14 protein-coding genes are annotated in these 14,319 nt (G+C 30.3%); 7 read left to right on the forward strand and 7 right to left on the reverse strand.

Annotated elements, in window-relative coordinates; all coding sequences use genetic code 11:
* Positions 1 to 56 precede the first annotated feature (56 nt).
* Together rpsT and pepF are read left to right on the forward strand one after the other, a co-directional pair.
* Positions 57 to 317, forward strand: coding sequence for a 30S ribosomal protein S20 (gene rpsT / locus ABGT36_RS10425; RefSeq protein ID WP_087301868.1), 261 nt, complete (start codon positions 57 to 59; stop codon positions 315 to 317).
* 39 nt (positions 318 to 356) lie between these two features.
* Positions 357 to 2,129, forward strand: a complete 1,773-nt coding sequence (gene pepF, locus ABGT36_RS10430) for an oligoendopeptidase F (protein WP_346677859.1) — start codon at positions 357 to 359, stop codon at positions 2,127 to 2,129.
* A gap of 115 nt (positions 2,130 to 2,244) precedes the next feature.
* Here the strand turns inward: pepF and ABGT36_RS10435 are convergent, their stop codons facing one another.
* A complete protein-coding gene (locus ABGT36_RS10435) occupies positions 2,245 to 3,666 on the reverse strand; it encodes a solute carrier family 23 protein (protein WP_346677861.1) in 1,422 nt (473 codons plus the stop codon).
* Positions 3,667 to 3,888: 222 nt separating this feature from the next.
* On the opposite strand from ABGT36_RS10435, the gene ispG reads away from it, so the two are divergent.
* On the forward strand, positions 3,889 to 4,944 hold the full coding sequence (gene ispG / locus ABGT36_RS10440) for a flavodoxin-dependent (E)-4-hydroxy-3-methylbut-2-enyl-diphosphate synthase (RefSeq protein ID WP_346677863.1): 1,056 nt from the start codon (positions 3,889 to 3,891) through the stop codon (positions 4,942 to 4,944).
* Positions 4,945 to 5,003: 59 nt separating this feature from the next.
* On the forward strand, positions 5,004 to 5,270 hold the full coding sequence (locus ABGT36_RS10445; protein WP_239404203.1) for a hypothetical protein: 267 nt from the start codon (positions 5,004 to 5,006) through the stop codon (positions 5,268 to 5,270).
* On the opposite strand, the gene ABGT36_RS10450 is transcribed toward ABGT36_RS10445, so the two are convergent.
* Positions 5,243 to 6,103: a deoxyribonuclease IV gene (locus ABGT36_RS10450; RefSeq protein WP_087301877.1), complete on the reverse strand. Its 861-nt coding sequence runs from the start codon at positions 6,101 to 6,103 to the stop codon at positions 5,243 to 5,245. The genes ABGT36_RS10445 and ABGT36_RS10450 overlap by 28 nt on opposite strands.
* Entirely contained in the window at positions 6,103 to 7,473 is a 1,371-nt protein-coding gene (locus ABGT36_RS10455; RefSeq protein ID WP_296883007.1) for a DEAD/DEAH box helicase, read from the reverse strand. The genes ABGT36_RS10450 and ABGT36_RS10455 overlap by 1 nt, the downstream gene beginning before the upstream one ends.
* Before the next feature lie 136 nt (positions 7,474 to 7,609).
* Here ABGT36_RS10455 and ABGT36_RS10460 point away from each other — a divergent pair, with 136 nt between their 5' ends.
* The 3 genes from ABGT36_RS10460 (at position 7,610) to ABGT36_RS10470 (ending at position 9,825) form a co-directional block, all read left to right on the forward strand.
* On the forward strand, positions 7,610 to 7,963 hold the full coding sequence (locus ABGT36_RS10460; protein WP_346677865.1) for a hypothetical protein: 354 nt from the start codon (positions 7,610 to 7,612) through the stop codon (positions 7,961 to 7,963).
* 17 nt (positions 7,964 to 7,980) lie between these two features.
* Positions 7,981 to 8,892: a 4-hydroxy-3-methylbut-2-enyl diphosphate reductase gene (locus tag ABGT36_RS10465; protein ID WP_087301883.1), complete on the forward strand. Its 912-nt coding sequence runs from the start codon at positions 7,981 to 7,983 to the stop codon at positions 8,890 to 8,892.
* An 81-nt stretch (positions 8,893 to 8,973) separates the two neighbouring features.
* Positions 8,974 to 9,825, forward strand: coding sequence for a Cof-type HAD-IIB family hydrolase (locus ABGT36_RS10470; protein WP_087301885.1), 852 nt, complete (start codon positions 8,974 to 8,976; stop codon positions 9,823 to 9,825).
* Between the two features lie 36 nt (positions 9,826 to 9,861).
* Here ABGT36_RS10470 and ABGT36_RS10475 read toward each other — a convergent pair whose 3' ends face one another.
* The 4 genes from ABGT36_RS10475 to dnaG are packed head-to-tail and all read right to left on the reverse strand — an operon-like array spanning position 9,862 to position 14,313.
* Positions 9,862 to 10,614, reverse strand: coding sequence for a Nif3-like dinuclear metal center hexameric protein (locus ABGT36_RS10475; protein ID WP_087301887.1), 753 nt, complete (start codon positions 10,612 to 10,614; stop codon positions 9,862 to 9,864).
* Positions 10,601 to 11,293: a class I SAM-dependent methyltransferase gene (locus ABGT36_RS10480; protein WP_087370742.1), complete on the reverse strand. Its 693-nt coding sequence runs from the start codon at positions 11,291 to 11,293 to the stop codon at positions 10,601 to 10,603. Before ABGT36_RS10480 ends, ABGT36_RS10475 begins: the two co-directional genes overlap by 14 nt.
* Before the next feature lies 1 nt (position 11,294).
* Positions 11,295 to 12,551 (reverse strand): RNA polymerase sigma factor RpoD, encoded by a 1,257-nt coding sequence (gene rpoD, locus ABGT36_RS10485; RefSeq protein ID WP_087301891.1) that lies wholly within the window; start codon positions 12,549 to 12,551, stop codon positions 11,295 to 11,297.
* Between the two features lie 4 nt (positions 12,552 to 12,555).
* A complete protein-coding gene (gene dnaG, locus ABGT36_RS10490; protein WP_346677869.1) occupies positions 12,556 to 14,313 on the reverse strand; it encodes a DNA primase in 1,758 nt (585 codons plus the stop codon).
* Positions 14,314 to 14,319: the final 6 nt, after the last annotated feature.

Here is a 14,319-nt window from a genome sequence, read left to right on the forward strand (position 1 = left end):
TTATCCAATTATTTATATATAATGAATGGGCAAGAAAAAAAGCGAGGTGAAAGATCATGGCAAATATGAAACAACAAATTAAACGTTATAAAAACGATAATCTAAAAAGAGCAAAAAATCATTCATATAAATCAGCTTTAAAAACTGCAATCAAAAAAGTATTAGCAGAAGTTGAAGCTGGAAATAAAGAAGGTGCAGTTGCTGCATACAATGTTGCTGCATCAAAATTAGATGCTTCTGTATCTAAAGGAATTCATCACAAGAATTATGCAAGAAGACAAAAATCAAGACTAGCTAAGCTGGTAAACTCTATCTAATGATAGGGTTTTTATTTTATTAAAAAAGGAGAAAATTAAATGGAACGAAAAGATATCGATATTAAAGATACCTGGGATTTAAGTACCATCTACTCTAGTGATCAAGCTTTTTACCAAGATCTAGAAAAAGCTAAATCATTAATAAATGATCTTGTTAGCTTCAAAAATAAAATCACTAATAGTATTGATAGTTTTTATAATTTTATGACTTTAAAAGATCAAGTCGAACGCATTATCAATAAATTATACTGTTTTGCTCATTTAAACTGTGATGTTGAACCAAACAATCAAACTTATCAAACCATGATGGCTAGTATCATGGGTATTTTAGAAGCCTCTTCAGTACAAATTTCTTTTGTCGATAATGAAATTATTGAAAACGAAGAAAAAGTCTTAACCTATATAAAAGATCCAAAGTTACAAAAATACAGCTATAAGATTCATTCTTTACTTTCATATAAACAACATATATTACCAAAAGAACAAGAAGAATTACTAGCTAAAGTTGATAGCATTTCAGATACTTCAAGTCAGGTCTTTGATGCTTTAAGATTGGAATTTGAAGATGTTGAAGAAAACGGTAAAAAGAAAACATTAAATAATGCTACTTTAAATAAATTTTTAAAAAGTAAAAATCCTGAAGTTCGTAAGCAAGCTTATACAAATTTCTTTAAAGAATATCGCCGCTTTGAAAACGTTTTTGCCCAAACTCTTTCAGGCGTTATGAAAAAAGATGCTTTTTATGCTGATGTAAGAAAATTCGCTAATTCATTGGAAGCTAGTGTTTTTGATGATGATGTTCCAAGTGATTTATTCTTTAAAGTACTTGAAAGTGCTAATGTAAAATATCGTCATCTATTCCATCGTTATAATCGTCTAAAAAAAGAAATCTTACAGATGGATACAATATACAATTATGATTTAAATATTCCTTTAGTTTCTTCAATCAATAAAAAATATACTATTGATCAATGCTTTACGATCATCAAGGAATGTTTAAAACCATTTGGTAAAGAATACTTAGAAATAATTGATAAAGCCCGTCAAGAACGCTGGATTGATTTCTATCCAACAACTGGTAAAAGAATAGGTGCTTACTCTAGTGGCTGCTATGATTCTAATCCTTTTATTTTAATGAATTTTATCGGTGATTATAATTCACTTTCAACTTTAATTCATGAATTAGGTCATAGTGCTCATAGTTATTTATCAAACCATAATCAAGAGTTTGTAAATGCTAATTATCGCATCTTTGTTGCTGAAGTAGCATCAACAGTAAATGAAACCTTATTGATCAATTATATGATCAATAATGCCAAAACCAATGATGAAAAAGCTTATTTTATCTATGAACAATTAGAAAACTGTGTTGGTTTAATCTTTAGACAGCCAATGTTCGCTGATTTTGAATATAAACTTCATACTATGGCTGAAAATAATGAACCATTATCTTCAAAAGTAATTACTGATTTATATGCTAAATTAAATCAAGAATATTACGGTCCTGATGTTACATTAGATGAATTAACAGGCTGGTCTTGTTATTATGTTCCTCATTTCTACTATGATTATTACGTTTATAAATATACGTTAGGAATGACTGTTGCTCTAGCAATCGTTAAAAGAATTTTAAACGGTGATCAAAAGCAAGTTGATGACTATCTAAATTTCTTAAGATCAGGTGGCAGCAAAGCTCCAGTTGACTTATTAAAAACAGCTGGTGTTGATCCTCTAGATGATCAAATCTATGAAGATGCTTTTGCTTATTTTGAAAGTTTATTAAATCAATTTGAAACATTAAAAAAAGCTTAGAAAATGCCCCAATTAGATCATACTAATTGGGGATTAATTTTATTATTTTTAAACTATTTTATCAAAAAATCCCACTATTATAGATACTATCTATTTTAGTGGGATCATATCATTTTTAAGCTTTTTTATTTTCTTGCTTTTCTTTTTTCTCTTTTGGTAAAAATAAGCTTAAAAGCAATGATACAACAAATACCCCTGCTACAGCATTACCATTAAAGATATCACCAACAACTGACGGGAAAGCAGCAAAGAAATTTCCTGAAGTTTGAGTTAATCCAACTCCGATACAAAAAGATAAAGATACTATGATCATCGTACGATCATCAAATTCGTTATCTTTAAGCATCTTAATTCCTTCATACATAATTGAACCAAACATCATTACTGTACACCCGCCTAGAACAGCTTGTGGTAACGAATTAAAGAAAGCTCCTAGTGGTGGGAATAATGAAGCTAGAATTAAAATTACCGTCCCAACAAAAATTGTAAAACGATTAATTACTCTAGTCATTGTAACCAAACCAACATTTTGACTGAAAGATGTTAATGGTAAACATCCAAAGCATCCAGAAATTGCACTTGAAAAACCATCAACAGCAAGTGAACCTTGTAATTCTTCCATCTTTATGTCACGATCTAAAGCCCCTTTACAAACAGCAGTAGTTGCCCCTGTTGTTTCTGCTGCTGATACTAAAAAGACAATAGCAATCGTAAAAAATGCTCCTAAATCAAAAACCGGCTGATGGCTTGTAAAGAAAACTAGTTTAGGAATACTAAAATACCCTACTTCCTGAATTGTTTTGGAAACCCCTGAAAAATCAACCATTGGTGCAATATCAGCTACTGTAAAAACAATTGATAATAAATAGCCAAAAATCAATCCAACTAGAATATTTAAGTTTTTATAAACACCTTTTAATAAATAACGTGAAACAAGACAGACAATTAAAGTAAAAGCCCCTACAAATAAATGATACCAGGCTCCAAAATCCTGAGCGTTTGTTCCACCACCCCATGAATCCATACCAACAGATAATAATGAAAGCCCAATAGCAATTACTACGCAGGCTGATACTACCGGTGTTAAAAAGCGTTTCCAGTACTTAGCACTAAGTCCTACTAAACCTTCAAAGATACCACCTAAAATAACAGCTCCAATCATACCTTCATATCCAAGTTGTGGATTTGTACAAATTACTAATAAACTTCCTAAAAACGTAAAGCTAACACCCATAACAATTGGTAATTTAGAACCAATTTTCCAAATTGGATATAATTGCATGCAAGTTCCTATCCCGGCTGCAAACATCGCACATTGTAATAGCGAAGTAATCTCTGCTGAAGTTAAATGCTCTCCAGTTCCTCTTACAACGGCCGCTCCACAAACGATCATTACTGGTGCCAGATTAGCAACAAACATTGCTAGAACGTGTTGTAACCCAAAAGGAATAGCCTTTTTTAAAGGTACTCGACCATTTAGTTTGTAAATATTTTCTGTACTTACAGACGTAACTTTCTCTTCCTTATTAATTTCCATTTTGAACCTCTTTTCAACCATATTTTTACTTAATTTTTATAAAACGAAAAGATTTTAACATAATTATTGTAAAATTTCATTATCTTTTTTTCTTTAATTAACTAAATAAACAAATATTTTATAACCTAAAAGGATATGATATAATAAATTTAAGCAAAATCAAAAAAATTAAGCTAAATCGGTAAAAAATTATCATTTAGATTTATATAAATTGGAGGAATTATGAAAAGAGAAGAAACAAGATCAATTAAAGTTGGTAATCTTACAATCGGTGGTAATAATGATGTCATCATTCAATCAATGACCAATACTAAAACTCACGATGTAGAAGCAACGGTAAGACAAATCCAGGATTTAACAGCTGCTGGCTGTCAATTAGTCCGCCTAGCAGTATTAGATCAACGTGATGCCCTGGCAATCAAAGATATTAAAAATAGAGTTAATGTCCCTCTAGTTGCTGATATCCATTTTGATTATCGTCTAGCTTTACAAGCGATTGAATCAGGTATCGATAAAATCAGAATCAATCCTGGTAACATCGGTTCAATCGATAAAGTAAAACAAGTAGTTACTGCTTGTAAAGAACACCATATTCCCATTAGAATTGGTGTTAATGGCGGTTCTTTAGAAAAAGATATCTTAGCTAAATACGGTAAACCAACTGCTGAAGGAATGATTGAAAGTGCTAAAAAACACGTTGAAATTTTAGAAAGTCTTGATTTCCACGATATTTGCATTTCATTAAAATCATCAAGCACTTTACTAACTATTGAAGCCTATAAACTTGCCAGCGAAACATTTGACTATCCACTACATTTAGGAGTTACTGAAGCTGGAACAAAGTTAAGTGGTACAATTAAGTCAAGTTTAGGAATTGGAACATTGTTATATCAAGGAATTGGTAATACAATCAGAGTTTCTTTAAGTGATAGCCCAGTTGAAGAAATCAAGGTTGCAAAAACACTTTTAAAAGAATTAGGATTAATTAAAAACGTTCCTACTTTAGTATCTTGTCCAACTTGCGGCCGAATTCAATATGATTTAATTCCTGTCGCTAAAGAAATTGAAGATTTTTTAAATACTATCAATGCCGATATTACAGTAGCCATCATGGGTTGTGCTGTAAATGGCCCTGGTGAAGCTAAACATGCTGATATTGGTATTGCCGGTGGTGTTAATGAAGGGTTATTAATTAAAAAAGGTGAAATTATTCGTAAAGTTAAACAAAGTGATATGGTTGAAGAATTGAAAAAAGAAATTTTATTGATGATTAAGTAGTGCTTTTTAGTACTACTTTTTTATTTGGTGCATATATTATATAAAGGAGGTAACTATTGGTGAATAATTGTTATAGTGATTTATTTGCATTAGATTTTAAAAATTTTAAACAGTTAGTTTATAGTCAGGATATTGATATTGACGAAGATCAGCTACTAATTATTTATAATTTAATTCAAAATAACCGTTATGCTTTAATTGATAGTCATTATAATGAAGTGCTTTATAATTATATAAGCGAAAAGACAAGTACTGCGACTTGTCTTAAAATTAAAAACTTTTTAGATAACTGTCCTGCTTACTTTAAATTAGGATTAAATGTTTGAGTCTTAAACATTTCTATTTCTTCTTTATATGGGGCAATTTTATTATTATATGGTGTTTCTAAAATCTTAGGAACACTTTTTAATTTAGGATGATGAACAATTTTATTTAAAGTTTCAAAACCAATTTTACCATAACCAATATTTTCATGACGATCTTTATGAGCCCCACGTTCATTTTTAGAATCATTTACATGAACAACCAATAATCTATTTAACCCTATTTTTTGATCCAATTCACTTAAAATATCATCAAATTTTGTTAAATCATATCCAGCATCATGAATATGACAAGTATCTAAGCAAAAACCAAGACACGAATTATCTTCTACATGATTAAAAATATATTCTAATTCATCAAATGTACGTCCACATTCACTACCCTTACCAGCCATTGTTTCTAGAGCAATTTTAACATCTCCACAATCTTTAGTAGCTTCATTTAGACCTTTTACAATTTGATTTAATCCAGCTTCTACTCCCGCTTTAACATGAGAACCAGGATGTAAAACTAAAATTTTAGCTCCAATTACTTTACAGCGTTCGATTTCTTTTTTTAAGAAAGTTACCGCTAATTCATAAGTTTCAGGTTTAATAGTATTAGCTAAATTAATAATATATGGCGCATGAACAACAATATTATTAATATCAATATTGTTTTCTTCCATCAATGCTTTAGCCTCAGCAATTTTTAGCTGTTCAATCGGTTTTCTAACTGTATTTTGTGGTGCTCCAGTATAAAACATAAAAGTATTAGCACCATATGATAAAGCCTCTTTAACTGAGCCTAATAACATTTCTTTACCAGACATTGATACATGGCTACCAATTAACATTAAATTTCTTCTTCCTTTCTTTTAGCGATTTGAGCAGCTCTAGCTCGTTCTTTTTTCTGACGACGAATATCGTTTTGAATAATTGCTCGTTTTTGTTTACGAACTAGTTTTTCAATTTCTCTTTTTCTTTTTTTCTTATATCCTGGTTTAACTTTTTGAGGACGACGAATAATTTTTTGAACTTCTTTTTCTAATTCTGTTTGTTGTTTAACACGTTTAGTTCTTTTTAAACGTTCACCAAGGTCAACAAACTTGTTATTTTTGATCCCCATATTTTTAAATTCAATACCACGACGCTCTAAGATCCTTAAATTATTTTCATCAGTAGAATCATATAAACTATAACAAATACCAGTATATTTACCACGTCCACAGCGACCACTACGATGAATATAGAAATCCGGTTCTTTAGGTAACTGATAATTAATTACATGTGAGGCCCCATCAATATCGATTCCTCTAGCAGCAATATCAGTTGCCACGATATATTGGAATTCGTTATTATTGATTCGACGCATCATTTGTCTTCTTTCACGTGGTTCTAAATCCCCATGAATCTCACCAACTTTTAAACCATCTTCACGTAATCTTTTAGCAATACCAGCAACTTCTTCACGAGTATTTGCAAAAATCAAACAAATATAAGGATCAATTAATGATATAATTTTCTTTAAAACATCATAGCGGTCATGATGTTTAGTTGCTAATAAAATATTTTCAACATTTTGATTAGTAATAGTCTGGTTTTCTATTTCTACTAATACCGGTGCTTTTAAATATTTCTTTAAAAACGGACGCATAATTTGTGGAATAGTGGCTGAAAAGACCAGCATTTGTAAATCTTCTTTCATTTTAGAAGCAACAGCATCAATATCTTCTAAATAACCAAATTCAAAAGTCATATCAGCTTCATCAATAACCATAATATCTGCTGTAGTTATTTTTAATGCTTGTTCATCTAATGATAAATCTTTAATTCTTCCTGGTGTTCCAATTACAACATGTGGTTGCGTGGTTAATTTTTGAATAGTCTTTTGACGATCGTTACCACCTATAATTAAAGATACTCGTAATTTAGGATTATATTTTTCAAATAATCTAGCATTATCAAAAATTTGTTGTGCAAGTTCTCTAGTAGGTGCGGTAATAACAGCTTGCACCATATCTTTTTCAGGATCTATTTTATCCATAATCGGTAATAAAAACGCATGAGTTTTTCCAGTACCTGTTTGTGAAATACCAATGACATCTTTATTCTTTTTAATCAAAGGAATTACTTTTTCTTGAATTGCTGTCGGCTTTTTAAACCCAAGTTCATTAATTACTTGATTACAAAAGTCCGCTAATTTAAACTGATTAAATGTACACATTTTTAAACATTCCTCCTTTTCTTAAAGTCAATTAATTTTATCATAACAAAATAAAAAAGCAACTATAATTACTTATTAATAAAATCAATCACAAAAGATTTTCTCATGCATAACTTATTATAGAAGGAGGGATAAAATGAATCCATTTTATGATGAAAATTATTACTACAATAACTTTAACCCTCAAATGTATCCTATGAATCCACAATTTCCAATCAACAAAAAAATGAGAAATAAAGAAAACCTAAGAAAAACCATTCACTACGCCACTAGAACAATCTATACTATCAACCAGATTATTCCATTAATATATCAAATTCGTCCCATCATCAATAATACTAAAAACGCTTTTAGAGTCATAAATGCAGTTAGTCATATTAGTGATATTGATTTTGATGAAGTAGAAAACAGTATTACTCCGATTGAAAAACAAAAAACCGAAAATAACCAGGACAATAATGACGTCACCTTTGAAAATATGATACAATAAATTTCGAGGTGACTTAAATGAAAGTATATCCAATTAGTCCAAGAGGCTATTGTAAAGGCGTTGTTAGAGCTATTCAAATAGCTAAACAACAAGCAAATAAAAAAGATGTTTATATTTTAGGTATGATCGTCCATAACCAGTATATTGTTGATGCCCTTAAAAACCTTGGTATTAAAACCCTCGATAAAAAAGGAGCATCACGATTAGAATTACTAGACCAGGTTGATCATGGTACGATAATCATCACTGCTCATGGTGTTGATGAAAAAGTAATAAAAAAAGCTAAAGAAAAAAAACTAGAAGTTATTGATGCAACATGTCTTGATGTAATCAAAACTCATGATTTAATTAAAGAATATTTAGCTAAAGATTATGAAGTATTATATATTGGTAAAAATGGTCATCCTGAATCTGAAGGTTCATTAGGTATTGATCCTAAACATATTCATTTAATCGAACAAAATCTCGATATTGATAAATTAGATCCTAATAAAAATTATGTAATTACTAACCAGACTACAATGTCATTATATGATGTTTATCAAATTTGTAATTACGCCAAAGAAAAACTTCCTAATTTAACAATCGCTAAAGAAACCTGTCAAGCGACAACTATTCGTCAGGAAGCTATTGCAAAAATTCCTCAAGAAGTTGATATTGTCTTTATTGTTGGTGATCCTCATTCCAATAACACTAAAAAATTAGCTAATATAGCTAAAGAAAAATCTTTAAAAGAGACATATATGATTGAAAGTGTTCATGATATTGATATTGAATTGCTTAAAAACAAAAAAATCGCTGCTGTTAGTTCTGGGGCTTCAACACCAACATATTTAACTAATCAGGTGATTGAATATTTAAACCAATTTGATTATCAAGATCATAATACTTATCAAAAACCAGAACTTGATATGAGCAAAATAATTTAATTCATAATTTGAAAATAATAATGTTCTAATTACAACGATGATATAATGCAGGATGTTAATAATAAATAATGGAGAAAGAATATGGAAAAAAAGATTATATTTTTTGATGTTGACGGTACTTTAGTTGCCGGAGTTGATGGGGTTGAATATGTCCCTGAATCAACTAAAAAAGCAATTGCTTTAACTAGAGCTAAAGGAAATCTAGTATATTTATGTACTGGTAGAAGTAAAGCTGAAATCTACGATTTTATCCTTGATTGTGGTATTGATGGCGTTATTGGTGCCGGTGGCGGTTATGTTGAAATCGGTGATACCATGCTTTATCACAAAAAAGTTACTAAAGAGGCTGTAAATCATATGGTTGATTATTTTGAAGCTAATAATTTTGATTACTATGTTGAAAGTAATGGTGGTTTATTTGCTAGTAAAAATCTTGTAAAAAGATTGGAGCGTATTATTTATGGTGATATCGAAAATGATTTAGAAGCTAGAAAACGCTGGCAACGTAAAGAAAATCACTTTATTAATGCTTTGATTGAAGGTGAAGAATTACGCCGTGATGATATTAATAAAGCTTGTTTTTTAGAAAATCCAAATATTCCTTTTGATGATATTATTAATGAATTCAAAAATGAATTTAATGTTATTCATTGTACAGTACCTATGTTTGGTGATGACAGTGGTGAATTATCAGTTCCTAATATTCATAAGGCTAATGCTATTGAAACTTTAATTAATCATTTAGGAATTGATCGTAAAAATACTTATGCTTTTGGTGATGGCATGAATGATAAAGAAATGCTTGAATATGTAAATGTCGGTATTGCCGTTGGTAACGCTAAAGAAGGTTTAAAAGCGGTTGCCGATGAAGTAACTGATGATATTACTAATGATGGTATCTACAATGCCATGAAACGCCATAATTTAATTTAATGAAAAACAGTGTTTAGAATTTAACTAAACACTGTTTTAATAATATTTAAAATAATCCTGGCTTTTTGCACTAATTGCTTCAATATCCAATTCGTTTAAAATTTCAACTAATTTATCTTCCATGATAACTTCTAAATGATGAGGAACATCAATTAATACAATGTCATGATCTAAAGCATACTTGGCATGACGATGTTTACTATCACCAGTAATATAGGCATCAACACGATTAACTAATTGTTGCAAATCATCACTACCACTACCACCACAAATAGCTACTGTTTTAATTAACTTTTCTTTTCCCGCTAAACGTACTGGCACGTTATAAACTTTTTTAACTCGATCAACAAGTTCACTAGTTAGACATGGTTGTTTTAATGTTGCCATTTTTCCAACTTCAAGTTCATCATAACATTTAACATCAGTTACATCCAAAGCATTAATTAACCAGTCATTCATTGAAATTCCATTTTGACCACGGTCTAAACAAGTATGTAAACTATAAACTAAGATATCATTTTTAAATGCTAATTCCATAAACTTACCATGATGATTATTAGTATTTAAGTTATTAACTTCTTCTAACCAGAATGGATGATGAGTAACTAACATTTGACAATCATTATCAATTGCTTTTTGTAAACTGATAATATCAGCATTTAAAGCTACCATAACTTTATTAATTTCTTTATCAACATTACCACATTGAACCCCACATTTATCCCAAGACATTTGTAAATGTAAAGGAAAATATTTTTCTAAATGGGCAATGATATTAGCTCCGTTCATGTAATACCTCCTCTATCATTTTCATTTTATCACTAATTTCATGATAACGGGGATGATCGTGTGGTAAAGTAGTTTGAATTTTTTGATAAACACGATATTGTTTTTCCCATTTTTCTTTAAATAAAGAGCCTTGATTATTAATCAGAATCGGTCCAAATTCTTCATCTTTTCGCGTATAAGTAATTGCTTTATTTTTTCGACTAGTAACAACCATCACTTCATATATATGTCCAGCATCTTTAACCATTCTTTCATCAACAATGATCCAGTCATTGGCAAAGAGATACTTGCGTAAGTGATCATTATTAGCATTAGCTTGTAAAAACATTACTTTAACTCCTCTTAAATACTCACGATGAGCATCTAAGATTTCACTAATCAAATAAGAACCCATGCCACTAATACTTATCATATCAACCTGGCGATTAATAAGTGGATCTAACCCATTTCCTAACAGGGCAAAGACCTGATCTTCTAAACCATGCATTTTAATCGTTTCTTTAGCTGACTCTAATGGCCCTTTAGCCACATCACAAGCATAAGCACATGTAATTATTTGATTTTTTACTAAATAACAAGGCAAATAACCATGATCACTGCCAATATCTGCTAAAGTGCTTCCTTGTTTATATTCACTAATTACATCAGCAATTAGCTGTAATCTTTTTGATAGTTTCATTTTAGCGATCTAAGAAATCCTTTAATCGTTTTGAACGTGATGGATGTTTTAATTTTCTTAAAGCTTTAGCTTCAATTTGACGAATTCTTTCTCTAGTAACACTGAATTCTTTTCCAACTTCTTCTAATGTTCTAGTACGACCATCATCAAGACCAAATCTTAATCGTAAAACTTTTTCTTCACGATCAGTTAACTCTAATAAAACTTCATTTAATTCATCTTTTAAAAGTTCGTTAGCTGCATAATCATCAGGAGACATTGCCCCTTCATCTTCAATGAAATCACCTAAATGTGAATCATCTTCTTCACCAATAGGTGTTTCTAATGATACTGGTTCTAAAGAAATCTTTTGAATTTCACGAACTTTTTCTGGTGACATACCATCAACTCTTTCAGCAATTTCTTCTGCTGTTGGTTCACGACCTAACTCTTGAATTAATTGTCTTTGAATTCTAGTTAATTTATTAATTGTTTCTACCATATGAACAGGAATACGAATTGTTCTAGCTTGATCAGCAATTGCTCTAGTAATTGCCTGACGAATCCACCATGTTGCATAAGTTGAAAATTTGAATCCTTTAGTATAATCAAATTTTTCAACAGCTTTAATAAGCCCCATATTTCCTTCTTGAATCAAATCCAAAAATAACATTCCACGTCCAACATATCTTTTAGCAATAGAAACAACTAAACGTAAATTGGCAGCTGCTAATTGTTTTTTAGCTTCCTCGTCACCTTCTAAAATTCTTTTTGCTAAAGAGATTTCTTCATCATGCGTTAACAGTTCAACGCGTCCAATTTCTTTTAAATACATTTTAACTGGATCGTTGATTTTAACATTGCTTCCTAATTGATTTTGATCCATTTCAGCATCAGATTCAGCAACTTGATACATATGAATTGTATCACCAGTCATCATATCAAAATCACCGGCAAAATCTAAATCAGGTGTATCATCATCCAATCCTAAGTCATCATCAAGACCTAAATCATCATCTAATCCTAAATCATCAGGAACACCAGCTAATAAAACATCATCTTCAACATCTAAATCATCTAATCCATCGTCAGAAATAACAATATCATTTTGACCGATGAATTCTAGTAAATCTTCAGCCATTTCATCACTTAGATCATAAGTAGATAAATAATTATCTATTTGATCTTGTGTCAAAATACCATTTCCTTTTTTGGCATCATTTAAAACAATATTTTTCAAATCATCAAACGATAGTGCAGTTACACTTTTTTTCTTCATACAATTACTCCTTATCTTTCAATGCTATGATTTCTTTTAAAATCTGGGCTTTTTGTTTAGGATCAAACGTATTAGCCAAAGCATCTGTTAATTCCTTTTTACGCATAATTACAGTTTTTTCTTTAATTACTTTTATATAATCATCAATTGCCTGATAATCCTTCAATTCTGGTAATTCTAATTGCGAAATTTCAATAATATTTTGGACTAAATTCTCATCTTCAATACTATCAATAAAATCTGCAATTTCTAAAACTGGATTTTGGCGATAATAATCAACAATGTATGAAGCGATAATTCGATAATTATCTTCAATCATAAATCCAATCTTCGCTTCATACTTTAATGCGACATTTTTATCAAGCATCATATAATATAATAAATCTTGTTGAGCTTGAGTATATTTATCAAGCAATTTTGTCGATTGCTTTTTAACTGGATAATTAACCTGTTTAACCTGGTTAACTATCTGCATCGTATTTTTATAAATTAATTGTTCAATAATATTTTTAGAAAATCCGGATTTTTTCTCTAGTTTTTGGACATAATAATCTTGATCAACAATATCATCAAGATTGCTAATATCTCGAGCAATCATCTCTAAATACTGTTTACGATCTTCATAATTATTCATATTAGTCATTTCATAATAATAATCCATTTTAAAATCTAAAGCTGATAATGGATTATTTACTAATACTTGAAGTGCTTCTTGTCCTTGCTGATTTAAAAACTCATCAGGATCTAAACCATCTGGTAAAGCAATAACCTTAACTTTAAAACCAGCTTGTAACAATATTTCCATACTCTTTATTGTTGCATTACGTCCAGCCCGATCGCCATCTAAACAAAGATAGATAGTTCGTGTCAATCGTTTTAATAACTGAATATGACCATTAGTTAAAGCAGTCCCCATAATAGCTAAAACATTTTTTATTCCAGCTTTATAAAAGGCAATAACATCCATGAACCCTTCAGTAATAATTACATATCCAGCCTGACGGGTTGCTTCACCTACTCGGTGATAGTTATATAAAGTATTCCCTTTAATGAATATGGCTGATTCTGGGGAATTCATATATTTAGATTCATTTTGACTAGGCTGATAAATTCGCCCACTAAAACCAACGACTCTTCCAAGGGCATCGTGAAGCGGGAACATGATTCGATCAACAAAACGATCATAGCCATTACCAGCTTCGATGATCAAACCAGATTCATACATTTTTACTTTATCAAAATTCATTTTTTCAAAAGCTTTTAATAAAATCTGGTTAGAAGGTGCATAGCCAATTTCAAATGTTTCAATTATTTCATCATCCATTTGTCGTTTATCTAAATACTCTTTAGCTGTTAAAGCAAGTTTTGTCGTCAAATAGTGACGATAAATCTTATTGGCCTCTTCATGCATTAAAAATAATGGTTCTAATTTTTCATCAACATGTTTAACCCGATTTTCTAAGTTATATTGACTAATATCAACATTACCCATTTGAGCTACCATCTTGACAGCTTCAATATAGGGGATTTTTAGATAATCTTTTAAAAAAGTAAAGACATTACCAGCATGATCACAAACAAAACACTTATAAATCTGACGTTCTGGTGAAATTGACATTGAAGGATTAGAATCATCATGAAAAGGACATAAAGCAAGATAATTACGCCCCTTTTTTTGCAATGGCAAATATGTACCAATCACATCAACTATATCAACACTTTGTCTAATTTCCGTGATCTTTTCCGGTGATAGTCTTGGCATCTAATC

It is taken from the genome of Erysipelatoclostridium sp. An173 (assembly GCF_963931465.1).
GTDB lineage: Bacteria > Bacillota_I > Bacilli_A > Erysipelotrichales > Coprobacillaceae > Thomasclavelia > Thomasclavelia merdavium.

Bases quoted from the DNA above. Each gene is read 5' to 3' on its own strand.
- rpsT (WP_087301868.1), top strand. From the start codon at position 57: ATGGCAAATATGAAACAACAAATTAAACGTTATAAAAACGATAATCTA.
- pepF (WP_346677859.1), top strand. From the start codon at position 357: ATGGAACGAAAAGATATCGATATTAAAGATACCTGGGATTTAAGTACC.
- ABGT36_RS10435 (WP_346677861.1), bottom strand. From the start codon at position 3,666: ATGGAAATTAATAAGGAAGAGAAAGTTACGTCTGTAAGTACAGAAAAT.
- ispG (WP_346677863.1), top strand. From the start codon at position 3,889: ATGAAAAGAGAAGAAACAAGATCAATTAAAGTTGGTAATCTTACAATC.
- ABGT36_RS10450 (WP_087301877.1), bottom strand. From the start codon at position 6,103: ATGTTAATTGGTAGCCATGTATCAATGTCTGGTAAAGAAATGTTATTA.
- ABGT36_RS10455 (WP_296883007.1), bottom strand. From the start codon at position 7,473: ATGTGTACATTTAATCAGTTTAAATTAGCGGACTTTTGTAATCAAGTA.
- ABGT36_RS10460 (WP_346677865.1), top strand. From the start codon at position 7,610: ATGAATCCATTTTATGATGAAAATTATTACTACAATAACTTTAACCCT.
- ABGT36_RS10465 (WP_087301883.1), top strand. From the start codon at position 7,981: ATGAAAGTATATCCAATTAGTCCAAGAGGCTATTGTAAAGGCGTTGTT.
- ABGT36_RS10470 (WP_087301885.1), top strand. From the start codon at position 8,974: ATGGAAAAAAAGATTATATTTTTTGATGTTGACGGTACTTTAGTTGCC.
- ABGT36_RS10475 (WP_087301887.1), bottom strand. From the start codon at position 10,614: ATGAACGGAGCTAATATCATTGCCCATTTAGAAAAATATTTTCCTTTA.
- ABGT36_RS10480 (WP_087370742.1), bottom strand. From the start codon at position 11,293: ATGAAACTATCAAAAAGATTACAGCTAATTGCTGATGTAATTAGTGAA.
- rpoD (WP_087301891.1), bottom strand. From the start codon at position 12,551: ATGAAGAAAAAAAGTGTAACTGCACTATCGTTTGATGATTTGAAAAAT.
- dnaG (WP_346677869.1), bottom strand. From the start codon at position 14,313: ATGCCAAGACTATCACCGGAAAAGATCACGGAAATTAGACAAAGTGTT.